Source organism: Paenibacillus allorhizoplanae (assembly GCF_927798215.1).
Lineage (GTDB): Bacteria > Bacillota > Bacilli > Paenibacillales > NBRC-103111 > Paenibacillus_E > Paenibacillus_E allorhizoplanae.
On the sequence record NZ_CAKMMW010000005.1, the window covers coordinates 73,687 to 87,406 of the forward strand.

Here is a 13,720-nt window from a genome sequence, read left to right on the forward strand (position 1 = left end):
TCAGTTAGCTATTGACGAGTCAAAGGGCTTTTAGTATTCAACGTCCTGTATAAAAATTTTTCTTAGATCACAATTTCATCAATGCGGTGGTTTTTATCTAAATTCCGATATTGAATAGCTTCTGCAAGATGAGCGGGAAGAATGCGATCACAACTGTCAAGATCCGAAATCGTGAGCGCAAGCCGTAAAATTCGATCATGCGCGCGTGCACTTAAGCCCAATGCGTCAAATGAAGTACGCAGTAGCTGATCGCATTCAGGTGTTAATTGACAAATTTCCCGCATTAGTCTTCCACTCAATTCATTATTATGCTGAATCTCTGTTCCAGCATAACGCTGCAGCTGTCGCATATGGGCCTGCATGACTCTAGCTCGCATTTCACTTGACGACAAATTAGAAACGTTGTCTTTCAGTTGGACATAGCTGGGTTTTGGAACTTCAACATGGAGATCAATGCGATCGAGAAGCGGACCAGAAATTTTGGAGCGATAGTGAACGATTTTAGCGGGACTGCAAATGCAAGCATTAGCTTCTGTTTCGGCACCATAATAGCCACACGGGCAAGGGTTCATTGCTGCGGCTAATATAAAATGGGAAGGAAATGTGTACACAGCTCTTGCTCTGGCAATCATGACGTAGCGATCTTCAAGGGGCTGCCTGAGTACCTCAAGTGCATTTCGTGTAAATTCCGGAAGCTCGTCTAAGAAGAGAATACCTCGATGAGATAAACTCACCTCACCAGGTTTAGGGATAGTTCCACCACCGACGAGTCCTGCAGCTGAGATGGAGTGGTGTGGGGCGCGGAACGATCTTGCACGCATCAATGTGCTACGGTCTATCAGCTTGCCAGAAGCGCTATAAATCTTCGTAACTTCGAGTGCTTCCCGGTCTGTTAAAGGCGGCAGTATGGAAGGCAGACGTTTGATAAGCATCGTTTTTCCAGTACCTGGAGGTCCAAGGAGAAGTAAATTGTGCATGCCAGCGGCAGCGATCATCATGGCGCGCTTTACCTGGTGTTGTCCATTAACGTCAGCATAATCTTCAACATATCCAGGGGGACTTGTAGCTAATTTAGAAAGCTCAATTGATTCATGCTCAGGGGCTTGATAAATAAATTCGAAGCGAGAACGTTTGTTCCAATTTTTGAAATCAGATAGATTCGTAATGATACAAACCTCAACGCCTTCGATTAAAGCAGCTTCTTGCGCGTTCGCTGTTGATAGACAAACTCGCTTAATCCCCATCTGCTTGGCTGCATGGACCATAGATAGAACACCGGGAATAGGACGAAGTGAACCGTCTAGCGCTAGTTCACCTAGAAATAAGGTGGAAGCGGAGTCTTCAACATGCACTTGGACTGTCGTAATGAGAATACCAACAGCAATCGCAAGATCGAAAGACGATCCTTCCTTGCGTAAGTCAGCTGGAGCGAGATTTACCGTAATTCGGTCCATAGGGAAAGTGAAACCACAATTTTTAATCGATGAACGTACGCGTTCCACGGACTCACGAATCGCTGAATCAGGAAGTCCAACTAGGTTGATCTGAGGTAATCCGCTCGAAATATCGACTTCTACTTCGATCGTACGCCCTTCAATTCCTTGTAAACAAGCACTCATAACTTTGCCATACATAAAAAACACCTTCTTCTCCATGAAATTCACAGTCGCAAGAACTGAGTTTCGAATTGGACAAAAGGTGCTTCCTCATTGATCCGATTAATTTCTTTTATTATAATCGCAATTGGTAAAATTAAGCAAATGTTGTCGATCGATGATCACGTTTTAAAAATGTGCGACATGCACATACTGGAAGATGAGGTGATGATATGCAGGAAAAACCATATTTTTGTCCCAATTGCCGTTCAAATCGCATTAAATTTAATGTAATCACGAGCTATTCGCAGTCTTTTCTAAAGGATGCACTTTCTGGGAATATTACTGAATTCCATGATCCTGGCGTTATTCCAGAGCCTGAGCCAACGATTCAGTGCTTAATCTGTAACTTTTCAGCGAATGAGATGCGTTTTATTAAGCAAGCAGAGCGTGAACCACGGGTAAATACAACACCAACATCGTTCTATTAATCAAGTTGAAGCAAGACGTATTTTTCAGTACATGAGAAATACGTTTTTTTATTTGTAATTATTTGTGACGTGATAGTTAAATTTTTTCAGTGTGAAAGGAAAATTTGAAGGGATTCACGAAAAAAATAAAGAAACTGTCGAAAATAATGTGATACAATGGTTAGGGCTTGCGAAGAAGTGTGATACTAATTCCGGTAGCAAGATAGTTTCTCGTGCACAACGTCAATTGGAAATTACACTTTTCCCTGTATAGCACGTATAGAAAGTCCATACTGATAGGAGGATTTAGGAAATGAATATCCATGAGTATCAAGGCAAAGAAGTCCTGAGACAGTACGGAGTCAGCGTTCCTAACGGAAAGGTTGCATTTACTGTTGATGAGGCAGTTGAAGCAGCAAAAGAACTTGGAACATCCGTTGTCGTTGTAAAGGCACAAATTCATGCCGGTGGTCGCGGTAAAGCAGGCGGCGTAAAGGTAGCCAAAAGCCTCGATGAAGTTCGTACATATGCTAGCGAAATTCTAGGTAAAGTACTTGTCACTCACCAAACAGGTCCAGAAGGTAAAGAAGTTAAACGCCTTTTGATCGAAGAGGGCTGTGACATTAAGAAAGAATATTACGTAGGTGTTGTTGTTGACCGTGCAACGGGCAGCGTCGTTTTGATGGCTTCCGAAGAAGGCGGTACAGAAATTGAAGAAGTAGCTGAGCACTCTCCTGAGAAAATTTTCAAAGAAGTGGTTGACCCAGCAATAGGTCTTCAATCTTTCCAAGCACGTAGACTTGCTTATGCAATCAACATCCCGAATGAACTTGTAAACAAAGCAGTTAAGTTCATGCTTGCTCTTTACAAAGCATTCGTTGAGAAAGACGCTTCCATTGCTGAAATCAACCCATTGGTTGTAACTGGCTCTGGCGACGTTATGGCACTTGATGCGAAATTAAACTTTGATTCTAACGCTCTTTTCCGTCACAAAGACATCGTTGAACTTCGTGACCTTGAAGAAGAAGATGCGAAAGAAATCCAAGCTTCCAAATATGACCTAAGCTACATCGCTCTTGATGGAAACATCGGTTGTATGGTTAACGGCGCAGGACTTGCTATGGCCACTATGGACATTATCAAGCACTACGGCGGAGACCCTGCTAACTTCCTAGACGTAGGGGGCGGTGCTACGAAAGAGAAAGTTACTGAAGCTTTCAAAATCATTCTTTCCGATGAACAAGTTAAAGGGATTTTCGTTAACATTTTCGGTGGTATCATGCGTTGTGACGTTATCGCTGAAGGTGTTGTAGCTGCTGCAAGAGAGCTAGGACTTTCGCGTCCACTCGTAGTTCGTCTTGAAGGAACTAACGTGGAGCTTGGTAAAAAGCTTCTTAACGAATCCGGCTTGAACATTGTTGCTGCTGATTCCATGGCGGATGGCGCGCAAAAAATCGTTGCACTTGTTAAATAAATCAAACCTGAGCGGTTTGGAAAATATATAAGGGATGTGAACAATCGATCATGAGTATTTTGGTCAATAAAGATACTAAAGTCATTACTCAAGGGATTACCGGCGCTACGGGTTTGTTTCATACCAAAGGCGGTCTGGACTACGGCACGCAAATGGTGGGTGGCGTAACTCCTGGTAAAGGCGGCACAACAGTAGATATTACTTTGGAAAATGGTGAGCTTGTTAAGCTGCCAGTTTTCAACTCCGTTGTAGAAGCTAAAAACGCAACAGGTGCAACTGCATCCGTTATTTATGTACCACCAGCATTCGCAGCAGAATCCATCATCGAAGCGATTGAAGCTGAGCTTGAATTGGTTATCTGTATCACAGAAGGTATTCCTGTACTTGACATGGTACGCGTTAAGCGTTACCTAGAAGGTAAAAATACCGTTCTTATCGGACCAAACTGCCCAGGTGTTATTACACCAGGCGAGTGCAAAATTGGTATTATGCCAGGATACATTCATACACCAGGTCACGTAGGTGTTGTTTCGCGTTCCGGAACATTGACTTACGAGGCTGTTCACCAATTGACAACTCGTGGAATTGGACAATCCTCCGCAGTTGGTATCGGTGGAGATCCAGTTAAAGGATCCGAGTTTATCGACATCCTTAAACGTTTTAACGAAGATCCAGATACGTACGCTGTTATCATGATCGGTGAAATCGGCGGAACGGCTGAAGAAGAAGCAGCGGAGTGGGTTGCGGCAAACATGACAAAACCTGTCGTTGGTTTCATCGGCGGTAAAACAGCTCCTCCAGGAAAACGTATGGGCCATGCTGGTGCCATCATTTCTGGTGGTAAAGGTACGGCGGCAGAGAAAGTTGCAACTATGGAAAGATGCGGTATTCGCGTAGCGGCTACACCATCCGAAATGGGTTCAACACTTGTTAGCGTACTTGAAGAAAAAGGTATGCTTGATAAAGTTATCACAAAAAAATAAGCTTCGTTTCACGAAGGTAAGCAACCTTCCATTTCCCTTATTTGGGATTTGGGAGGTTTTTTTATTTTCAGCAAGATGCATAGATTTGTCATTCATGGAAGGAGTGTATATACTAATGGATAATCGAAACTGTTTAATTGGCTTGCACGAGCTTGAGGGGATAGGGTGGAAAACGATTCACCAACTCTTAAGCCGTTTCCCTGAACTAAGTGTATTAACCGGGCTGACAGCAGGTGAGATCGCCTCATGTGGAATCCGGAGGACGATAGCAGAATCCATTGCGACACGATTAACACCTGCGTTTGTTGAACAAAAGATACACCAATATAAAAGTCAAGCCATTCGAATCATGACTCGTTTCGATGAGGATTATCCGTCAATCCTGCAAGAAATTGCACAACCACCATGGATCTTATATGTGAAAGGCGATCCCTCGATCTTACATGGTCGTTTGCTTGGTATTGTGGGTACCCGAACACCTACGCTGTATGGGAAGAAAATTGCTGAAGAGTGGGCAGCTTCACTTTCGAGAGCAGGATTTGGGATTGTAAGCGGGTTAGCAAGAGGAATAGACAGTAAGGCGCATATTGGTGCGCTGCAAGGGAAATCGAAGACGGTGGCCGTGCTTGGATGTGCGATCAATGCGATCTATCCACGAGAGAATGCTTTGTTATTTCGCCACATTGAGCAGCAAGGTGTGATTATTTCAGAATATCCAATTGGTACAGGGATGAGGCCAGGCATGTTTCCGCAGAGGAATCGAATTATCGCTGGATTATCATTGGGTGTTACGGTTGTAGAGGCAGCAGAAGACAGTGGGTCATTAATCACAGTTGAATGTGCATTAGATGCTTCACGGGATGTTTTCGCGGTCCCGGGTCCAATTAACTCACGACAAAGCAGCGGAGTTCACAAGCTTTTGAAGGATGGCGCGAAATTAGTCACCTGTGTGGAAGAGATTGTCGAAGAGTATAAACACATTATAAATGTAGATGAAATAAATGTTGCTTTACAGCAAAAAGCGACTTTCATTTTCACTGAAGATGAGGTCGAAATTGTACGAAAGCTGTCAGATGATCCAGTCTCAATTGACACTCTATTAGAAGAGACGCAATTTACGTTTGGACATTTGCATGGAGTTCTGTTATCTTTGGTATTGAAAAAGGCGATTAAACAGCTTCCGGGTTCAACATACATTCGAGCATAGGCTAATCACGAAGTTTTGCTTCTCGCCAAGTAAACTTACCTTGAAACCAAGAGGGGAGGAAGGACGAACCATGGCAGATTCGTTAGTCATTGTAGAGTCACCAGCAAAAGCCAAAACCATCGGCAAATATTTAGGCAGTAAGTTCATCGTGAAAGCATCGATGGGTCATATTCGCGACCTTCCGAAAAGCCAAATTGGCGTAGAAGTCGATCGTAACTTTGAGCCTAAATACATAACGATTCGTGGAAAGGGTTCTATCCTTAAAGAACTCAAAGACGCAAGCAAAAAAGTGAAAAAAATATATCTAGCGGCGGATCCGGATCGCGAAGGTGAAGCGATTGCTTGGCATTTAGCTCATTATCTCGACGTGGGTCCAGATGAACTTTGTCGTGTTGTATTTAATGAGATTACGAAAGAAGCCGTTAAGGATGCCTTTAAAACGCCTAGACGTATTAATCAAGATTTAGTAAATGCCCAGCAAGCACGTCGAATTTTGGATCGACTTGTTGGCTACAAAATCAGTCCTTTACTTTGGAAAAAAGTGAAGAAAGGACTTTCAGCAGGCCGTGTGCAATCGGTAGCGGTTAAGTTAATTCAAGACCGAGAGAATGAAATTAAAGCATTTGAGCCAGAAGAGTACTGGTCGATTACAGCAGTTCTTGATGCAGGTAAAACGGTATTTGAGGCTAAGTATCATAGTCATAATGGTGAGAAAAAAGAACTGCACTCACAAGAAGATGTCGATTTGATTCTTGCTGCTATGGGTAATGAAGCGTTTATTGTGAAAGAAGTGAAAGAGAAAGAACGCCAACGTAACCCTTCCCCGCCTTTTATAACAAGCTCGATGCAACAGGAAGCGGCGCGTAAACTGAATTTCCGTGCTTCCAAGACGATGTCTGTGGCGCAGCAATTATATGAAGGTATCGATTTAGGCAAAGAAGGTACCGTCGGTTTAATTACCTATATGCGTACGGATTCTACGCGGATTTCTCCGATTGCCCAAGAAGAAGCCAAAGACTTTATTATGACGAAATACGGTCCAACTTTTTACCCTGAAACGCCTCGTCAGTATTTGAAAAAAAATGCGAATGCACAGGATGCGCATGAAGGGATTCGACCAACTTCTGTACTGCGTGAACCTGAGCAAATGAAAACGTTCTTGAGTAAAGATCAGTACCGTTTGTACAAGCTCGTGTGGGATCGCTTTGTTGCAAGCCAAATGGCGTCCGCAATCTTGGATACAATGACGATTGATTTAAACGCAGGAGAGACCGTATTTAGAGCGAACGGATCCAAAATGAAATTCGCTGGGTTCATGAAAGTATACGTAGAAAGCAATGATGACGGAACGACAGAAGAAGATAAATTGCTGCCTCCTCTGTCAAAAGGCGATTCATTGCCGAAGCAAAGTGTAGAACCGAAGCAGCACTTTACGCAACCACCTCCAAGGTATACAGAGGCACGTTTAGTACGCGCTCTTGAAGAAATGGGGATAGGGAGACCAAGTACTTACGCACCTACACTAGAAACGATACAGAAGCGCGGCTATGTGGCAATCGAAGAGAAGAAATTCGTGCCGACGGAGCTAGGCGAGCTCGTGATCCAATTAATGCAAGAGTTTTTCCCGGAAATTCTAGATATTGAGTTCACTGCTCATATGGAAGAAGAGTTGGACTTTGTCGAGGAAGGGAAAGAGGATTGGGTTCGAGTACTTGATACTTTCTATACTTCCTTTGAAAAGCGTTTAGAGTTTGCAGAAGAAGAAATGAAAGAAATTGAGATTCAAGATGAAGTTTCGGATGAAATATGTGAGAAATGCGGAAAGCATCTTGTTTATAAAATGGGACGCTTCGGTAAATTCCTAGCATGTTCAGGTTTTCCTGACTGCCGGAATACGAAGCCGATCATTAAGGATATCGGCGTTACTTGCCCAACTTGTCACACAGGTAAAATAGTTGAGCGCAGAAGCAAGAAAGGTCGCGTATTCTACGGCTGTGATCAATATCCAACCTGTGATTTCGTTTCCTGGGATAAACCAGTTAATCGACCATGCCCAGCGTGCAGCTCAATGATGATTGAGAAGAGAAGCAAGAACGGGATTATGATTCAATGTACACAATGTGATCATAAGGAAGAAGCATTTGACGAATCCGATCACACAGATGATATGAAAGATTAGAGGTGTCTGATTTTGCCAGAAAATCAAAGAGTAACAGTCATCGGCGCAGGATTGGCAGGCAGTGAAGCCGCATGGCAAATTGCCCGTCAAGGCGTGCCTGTTACTTTATATGAAATGCGTAATGTAAGGAAAACTCCTGCTCATATAACGGATCAGTTCGCTGAACTTGTATGCAGCAACTCTCTACGCTCCAATGGTCTAACGAATGCAGTAGGTGTTCTAAAAGAAGAGATGAGACGTATGGACTCTCTCATTCTTGCTTGTGCTGACGAGCATGCAGTACCTGCTGGAGGCGCTTTAGCGGTTGACCGCGATGGATTCTCTCAAGCAGTAACTAACACATTACGTAATCACCCATTGATTGAGGTTCGTAATGAAGAACTTCAAACACTCCCTGAGGGAATCACAGTAGTTGCCACGGGGCCACTGACATCTCCAGATTTAGCTGCAGAACTCAAAGCATTAATGGGTGAAGAGTATTTATACTTTTATGATGCTGCAGCACCAATTGTTGAGAAAGATTCAATCGATATGAATAAGGTGTACTTGGCTTCTCGTTATGATAAAGGGGAAGCGGCATACTTGAACTGTCCGATGACGGAAGAAGAGTTCAATGTGTTCTACGAGGCTCTAATTACAGCTGAAGTAGCAGAATTAAAGGAATTTGAGAAAGAAATTTATTTTGAAGGCTGTATGCCTTTAGAAGTAATGGCGAAACGCGGTAAACAAACTGTGTTGTTCGGACCTATGAAGCCTGTTGGGCTAATCAATCCGCACACGGGTAAAATGCCACATGCAGTTGTGCAGCTTCGTCAAGATAATGCAGCGGGTACCTTATACAACCTGGTAGGTTTCCAAACGCATTTGAAATGGGGGGAGCAGAAACGTGTCCTTCAGCTTATCCCTGGTCTAGAGCAAGCAGAGTTCGTCCGTTATGGCGTTATGCATCGCAATACGTTCATTAACTCACCGAAGCTGCTAGAACCTACTTATCAATACAAACGTCGTGAGAATCTATTCTTTGCAGGTCAAATGACAGGTGTGGAGGGGTATGTGGAATCGGCTGCTTCTGGCTTGATTGCTGGACTGAATGCAGGTCGAATGGCGAAAGGACAAGACTGTGTTGTCTTGCCAGCTGAAACGACATTAGGAAGCATGGCACAGTATATTACAACTGCAGACTTCAAACATTTCCAGCCGATGAATGCTAATTTTGGTTTACTTCCTGCACTGCCAGAGCGTATTCGGAACAAAAAAGAAAAATACGAAAAGCTGGCAAACCGCGCACTAGAGAGTATTCAGAATTTTGAGAAAACAATCGCTGAATAAGTTGTCATGTGATGATCCACTGTGTTACTATAAATTAATGTTTTATTGCATTTTTCATTCGTTTGATCATACATTTACCTCTAGATGCGGTCTACTCAACCTTTAGACCTCGCTAGAGGTTTCTCTCATTTTTGCGACCCATAGACAATGGAGAGGTCTCTTAACGGAATTGATTCTTATAGAGGGGTGAATCGAAATGGAACCCAATCAAGCAACGTTTCATGCGACAACGATATTTGCAATTCGTCATCAAGGTAAGGGAGCTATTGCCGGTGACGGGCAAGTGACATTCGGCAATAGTATGATCATGAAGAGCACAGCCAAAAAAGTACGGCGTTTACATAGAGGGAAAGTCATTGCTGGTTTCGCCGGTTCCGTTGCTGATGCGATAACGCTTTTTGAGAAGTTTGAAGGCAAGCTGGAAGAACACCATGGTAATCTTCAACGTGCTGCAGTTGAGCTAACGAAGGATTGGCGTCAAGATCGTGTGCTGCGGAGACTGGAAGCTATGATGATCGTCATGGATGCTTCAGGACTTTTACTGCTGTCCGGTAATGGAGAAGTCATTGAACCCGATGATGGCATTTTGGCTATTGGTTCTGGCGGGAGCTTTGCACTCGCGGCAGGTAGAGCGCTGCATCGACATGCACCTCAGCTTAGTGCGAAGGAAATTGCCCACGCGGCGTTGACGACAGCAGCTGAAATTTGTGTGTTTACCAACCATAATATTATTGTTGAAGAGATTGAATAGACTAGAACGTATGTTTCTTAAGCGGAATTAGCACACGCTCTCAATTGATCAATTAACTTTAGCCTACATTTAAGGAGGGTATCACATATGGCAAACAGCTCTCTTACCCCTAAACAAATTGTCCAGGAACTGGATCGGTACATTGTGGGGCAGAAAAAAGCGAAGAAATCCGTTGCGATCGCACTGCGAAATCGATATCGGAGAAATTTGGTTGACGAAAGCATGAGAGATGAAATTGTACCGAAAAACATCCTCATGATTGGACCTACTGGTGTTGGGAAAACAGAAATTGCGCGGAGACTTGCGAAGCTGGTTGGCGCACCTTTTATTAAAGTTGAAGCGACGAAATTTACTGAAGTGGGTTACGTGGGCCGTGATGTAGAATCGATGGTACGTGACTTGGTTGAGACATCAGTACGTATGGTCAAAGCTGAACGTATGGAAAAGGTCAAGGATCGTGCTGAGAAGCTCGCTAATGAGCGATTAGTTACTTTGCTTGCTCCGAGTCCTACCCGTGCCAAAACGCAGCGCAACCCGCTTGAGATGTTGTTTGGTGGGCAAAATAAAGATGAGCAAGATGAGACGCCGCCTGATTCAAATCTGGCTTCTAAAAGAGCTCAAGTCGCCGAACAATTATCCAATGGTAAATTAGAAAACGATCATGTAGAAATTGAAGTGGAAGACGCAACGCCTTCCATGCTTGATATGCTTGGTGGTCAAGGTAATGAACAAGCAGGGATGAATATGCAAGAAATGTTCGGGAGTTTGCTGCCCAAAAAGATGAAAAAACGGAAATTGCTTGTGAAAGAAGCTAGAAAAGTTCTAACACAAGAAGAAGCACAGAAATTAATTGATATGGACGATGTGATCCAGGAATCGATCAACCGTGCAGAGCAAAGTGGAATTATTTTTATAGATGAAATTGATAAAATAGCAAGCAGCAGCCGCGGTGGAAGTGGACCGGATATTTCGCGTGAGGGTGTTCAAAGAGATATCTTACCTATTGTAGAGGGTTCTACCGTTGTAACTAAGTACGGTTCTGTTAAAACAGATTATGTGTTATTTATTGGGGCAGGAGCTTTTCATATTGCCAAGCCATCTGATCTCATTCCAGAACTGCAAGGCCGTTTCCCAATTCGAGTTGAACTAAGCGATTTAACATTAGAAGACTTCGTTTCAATTTTAACGGAGCCTAAGAATGCTTTGACTAAACAATATACAGCTTTGTTGCAAACGGAAGGTATAACGATTGAATTTGCAGAGGAAGCTATTCATGAAATTGCTCGTATTGCCGTTGAAGTAAATCAACAAACAGAAAATATTGGAGCTCGTCGTTTACATACAATTTTAGAAAAATTGTTGGAAGATTTATCTTTTGAAGCACCCGAAATCACATTAGAGTCACTGGTGATCAATCCAGCTTATGTACGCGAGAAACTAAGCAGTATTGTTCAAAATAGAGATTTAAGTCAGTATATCTTATAAGAAATAAGCAGGTTGCAGTTAGTAGGAGGCAGTTACATGAGTTTATTAAATAAAACAAGAAGGCTGAATCGTTTGCTCCAAAAAGAAGCGGGCAATGCGGTTAGCTTTATGGATATGGCAGAAGTACTAAGAGATGTCGTCATCGCGAATATTTATGTGGTTAGCCGTAAAGGGAAGATTTTAGGCTACGCGGTTACGAATGATCCTGTGTCTCCTGAAATGAATCAAACGATTCTAATCGAACGAAGGTTCCCGATTGAATCTAACAATTTATTGTTAAAAATCGAAGAGACCTCATCTACATCGGAGCCAGACAGTCCGTATTTTTATTATACAGATCAGATGAAGGATATGTTTCCAGCGACGCATACAACTTTAGTGCCAATTATTGGTGGTGGCGATCGTTTGGGCACCTTGATTTTAAGTCGAAGCGAAGGTCACTTTATTGATGATGATTTGGTTCTTGCCGAATATGGTTCAACGGTTATCGCGATGGAAATATTGCGAGAGCGCGCGGAAGAGATTGAAGAGGAAGCCCGGAGCAAAGCGGTTGTTCAAGTTGCAATTGGCTCATTGTCTTTCAGTGAAATGGAAGCTGTTGAACATATTTTTGAGGAGCTGGACGGCAAGGAAGGATTGTTGGTGGCGAGTAAAATTGCAGATCGTGTGGGTATAACTCGTTCTGTGATTGTAAATGCGCTGCGTAAACTGGAAAGTGCTGGCGTGATTGAAACGCGATCACTAGGAATGAAAGGCACTTATATCCGTATCTTAAATGAACAACTGATGCAGAGCATTGAACAGATGAAGTCTAAATTATAATAATAAATGGTAAAGCCCTATCTGGTAAAAAGATAGGGCTTTTTTCTTATTGTAACTTATCGTAATATCTTAGATGATAAAGAGTATAAGTCAAAGGTTTACAAAATTCTACATATAGAACTATTTTGTATCGGAAATCGAGAATAATGTCGAAATAAGAAGGAATCATTTCTGCCGATGTTGAAATAGTAACTGAATATTATTGAGAGTGAAGGGGAATCGTTTATGTCTTTATTAGACAAGCCTAGTTGGAATATGATGGAGCGTTCGCTGGATGCATCGACGCTAAGGCAAAAAGTGGTAGCGAATAACATTGCCAATGTGGATACCCCTAACTTTAAACGGGCCGATGTTGTGTTTGAAGAGCTATTGCAGAACCAGATGAATGCGGGAACCCCTGCTATTGAAGGATATCGCACAGACCCCAGACATTTCGTTATAGGTAATTCATCAAAGCTACCGTATTCCGAGGTGAAAACAGACAAATCGACAGCAATCAACACGAACTTGAATAATGTCGATATGGACTATGAAATGTCATTAATGGCTAAAAACCAGCTTAAATACAATGCAATGATTCAACAGTTGAACAGCGACTTCAAAAAAATGCACACAGTCTTAGGGGGTAAGTGATAAGGAATGAGACTTACTAACGGATTTGATATAAGTTCATCAGCATTAACTGCACAACGACTACGTATGGACGTAATATCCTCCAATATAGCCAATGCCGATACTACCAGAGCGAAATTTGTAGATGGTAAATGGGTGCCTTATACGAGAAAGTTAGTTTCATTTGAAACAAAGTCCCAACCTAGCTTCGCACAATCACTTAACACAGCTATGGCGGATGGAACGGGCGAGGGTGTCAGAGTAAACAAAATATTTGAAGATAACTCTCCATTAAAGCAGGTTTATAATCCTTCACATCCTGATGCAGATACGAATGGGTTTTTGTATATGCCTAACGTAGATATTGCAAAAGAAATGGTCGACATGATCTCGGCAACGCGATCTTATGAAGCCAATGTAACCGCATTAAATGCAAGTAAATCAATGATTACTAAAGCATTGGAAATTGGTAGATAGGAGGTTACAGGATGATTGACAAAATTAGTTATAGCCCGATAAATATAATGAGTTCCATTCAACCCAAGGATAATACGGGTGAGGGAGCAGATGATCTTGGCAAGAAATTTGGTTCATTTCTGAATGATGCCATAACTAATTTGAATACACAACAAAAGCAAGTCGATCAGTTGAACGAAAGCTTCATTAAAGGGGAACTTTCAGATGTACATCAATTGACAATTGCCTCGGAGAAAGCTTCATTAGGACTCGAACTGACTGTTCAAGTCAGAAATAAAGTGCTCGAGGCGTACCAAGAAATCATGAGAATGCAGCTTTAAGTATAGAGATGCTGCT

General features: G+C 42.6%; 13 protein-coding genes. 12 read left to right on the forward strand and 1 reads right to left on the reverse strand.

Annotated features, from left to right (window positions below):
- Nucleotides 1-62: 62 nt before the first annotated feature.
- Nucleotides 63-1,634: a YifB family Mg chelatase-like AAA ATPase gene (locus L6I86_RS11090; protein ID WP_236287094.1), complete on the reverse strand. Its 1,572-nt coding sequence runs from the start codon at nucleotides 1,632-1,634 to the stop codon at nucleotides 63-65.
- A gap of 194 nt (nucleotides 1,635-1,828) precedes the next feature.
- Between L6I86_RS11090 and L6I86_RS11095 the strand changes: the two genes are divergently transcribed.
- From L6I86_RS11095 to fliE, 12 genes are all read left to right on the forward strand, one after another.
- Complete coding sequence (locus L6I86_RS11095; RefSeq protein WP_056624884.1) at nucleotides 1,829-2,086, forward strand: hypothetical protein; 258 nt, start codon at nucleotides 1,829-1,831, stop codon at nucleotides 2,084-2,086.
- 292 nt (nucleotides 2,087-2,378) lie between these two features.
- Nucleotides 2,379-3,539, forward strand: coding sequence for an ADP-forming succinate--CoA ligase subunit beta (gene sucC / locus L6I86_RS11100; protein ID WP_056624886.1), 1,161 nt, complete (start codon nucleotides 2,379-2,381; stop codon nucleotides 3,537-3,539).
- Nucleotides 3,540-3,589: 50 nt separating this feature from the next.
- Nucleotides 3,590-4,522, forward strand: a complete 933-nt coding sequence (gene sucD, locus L6I86_RS11105) for a succinate--CoA ligase subunit alpha (protein ID WP_056624890.1) — start codon at nucleotides 3,590-3,592, stop codon at nucleotides 4,520-4,522.
- Nucleotides 4,523-4,637: 115 nt separating this feature from the next.
- Nucleotides 4,638-5,729 carry a DNA-processing protein DprA gene (gene dprA, locus L6I86_RS11110; protein ID WP_236287096.1) on the forward strand — a complete coding sequence of 364 codons (1,092 nt, stop codon included), beginning with the start codon at nucleotides 4,638-4,640 and terminating at the stop codon, nucleotides 5,727-5,729.
- A gap of 70 nt (nucleotides 5,730-5,799) precedes the next feature.
- Entirely contained in the window at nucleotides 5,800-7,908 is a 2,109-nt protein-coding gene (gene topA, locus L6I86_RS11115) for a type I DNA topoisomerase (protein ID WP_236287098.1), read from the forward strand.
- Nucleotides 7,909-7,920: 12 nt separating this feature from the next.
- The gene (gene trmFO, locus L6I86_RS11120; RefSeq protein ID WP_056624898.1) at nucleotides 7,921-9,237 is read left to right on the forward strand and encodes an FADH(2)-oxidizing methylenetetrahydrofolate--tRNA-(uracil(54)-C(5))-methyltransferase TrmFO; all 1,317 of its coding nucleotides are present in this window, start codon (nucleotides 7,921-7,923) and stop codon (nucleotides 9,235-9,237) included.
- A gap of 196 nt (nucleotides 9,238-9,433) precedes the next feature.
- A complete protein-coding gene (gene hslV, locus L6I86_RS11125; RefSeq protein WP_056624901.1) occupies nucleotides 9,434-9,988 on the forward strand; it encodes an ATP-dependent protease subunit HslV in 555 nt (184 codons plus the stop codon).
- Between the two features lie 87 nt (nucleotides 9,989-10,075).
- On the forward strand, nucleotides 10,076-11,473 hold the full coding sequence (gene hslU / locus L6I86_RS11130) for an ATP-dependent protease ATPase subunit HslU (RefSeq protein WP_056624904.1): 1,398 nt from the start codon (nucleotides 10,076-10,078) through the stop codon (nucleotides 11,471-11,473).
- A gap of 36 nt (nucleotides 11,474-11,509) precedes the next feature.
- A complete protein-coding gene (gene codY, locus L6I86_RS11135; RefSeq protein ID WP_056624907.1) occupies nucleotides 11,510-12,295 on the forward strand; it encodes a GTP-sensing pleiotropic transcriptional regulator CodY in 786 nt (261 codons plus the stop codon).
- Between the two features lie 225 nt (nucleotides 12,296-12,520).
- A complete protein-coding gene (gene flgB / locus L6I86_RS11140; protein ID WP_236287100.1) occupies nucleotides 12,521-12,928 on the forward strand; it encodes a flagellar basal body rod protein FlgB in 408 nt (135 codons plus the stop codon).
- 6 nt (nucleotides 12,929-12,934) lie between these two features.
- Nucleotides 12,935-13,384 (forward strand): flagellar basal body rod protein FlgC, encoded by a 450-nt coding sequence (gene flgC, locus L6I86_RS11145; RefSeq protein ID WP_236287102.1) that lies wholly within the window; start codon nucleotides 12,935-12,937, stop codon nucleotides 13,382-13,384.
- 11 nt (nucleotides 13,385-13,395) lie between these two features.
- Nucleotides 13,396-13,704, forward strand: coding sequence for a flagellar hook-basal body complex protein FliE (fliE, locus tag L6I86_RS11150; RefSeq protein WP_236287104.1), 309 nt, complete (start codon nucleotides 13,396-13,398; stop codon nucleotides 13,702-13,704).
- The last annotated feature ends 16 nt before the right edge of the window (nucleotides 13,705-13,720 follow it).

What these genes read in the sequence shown, in the direction of transcription:
- sucD (WP_056624890.1), top strand. Translation starts at nt 3,590, where the DNA reads ATGAGTATTTTGGTCAATAAAGATACTAAAGTCATTACTCAAGGGATT.
- sucC (WP_056624886.1), top strand. Translation starts at nt 2,379, where the DNA reads ATGAATATCCATGAGTATCAAGGCAAAGAAGTCCTGAGACAGTACGGA.
- codY (WP_056624907.1), top strand. Translation starts at nt 11,510, where the DNA reads ATGAGTTTATTAAATAAAACAAGAAGGCTGAATCGTTTGCTCCAAAAA.
- L6I86_RS11095 (WP_056624884.1), top strand. Translation starts at nt 1,829, where the DNA reads ATGCAGGAAAAACCATATTTTTGTCCCAATTGCCGTTCAAATCGCATT.
- L6I86_RS11090 (WP_236287094.1), bottom strand. Translation starts at nt 1,634, where the DNA reads ATGTATGGCAAAGTTATGAGTGCTTGTTTACAAGGAATTGAAGGGCGT.
- topA (WP_236287098.1), top strand. Translation starts at nt 5,800, where the DNA reads ATGGCAGATTCGTTAGTCATTGTAGAGTCACCAGCAAAAGCCAAAACC.
- flgB (WP_236287100.1), top strand. Translation starts at nt 12,521, where the DNA reads ATGTCTTTATTAGACAAGCCTAGTTGGAATATGATGGAGCGTTCGCTG.
- hslU (WP_056624904.1), top strand. Translation starts at nt 10,076, where the DNA reads ATGGCAAACAGCTCTCTTACCCCTAAACAAATTGTCCAGGAACTGGAT.
- hslV (WP_056624901.1), top strand. Translation starts at nt 9,434, where the DNA reads ATGGAACCCAATCAAGCAACGTTTCATGCGACAACGATATTTGCAATT.
- flgC (WP_236287102.1), top strand. Translation starts at nt 12,935, where the DNA reads ATGAGACTTACTAACGGATTTGATATAAGTTCATCAGCATTAACTGCA.
- fliE (WP_236287104.1), top strand. Translation starts at nt 13,396, where the DNA reads ATGATTGACAAAATTAGTTATAGCCCGATAAATATAATGAGTTCCATT.
- dprA (WP_236287096.1), top strand. Translation starts at nt 4,638, where the DNA reads ATGGATAATCGAAACTGTTTAATTGGCTTGCACGAGCTTGAGGGGATA.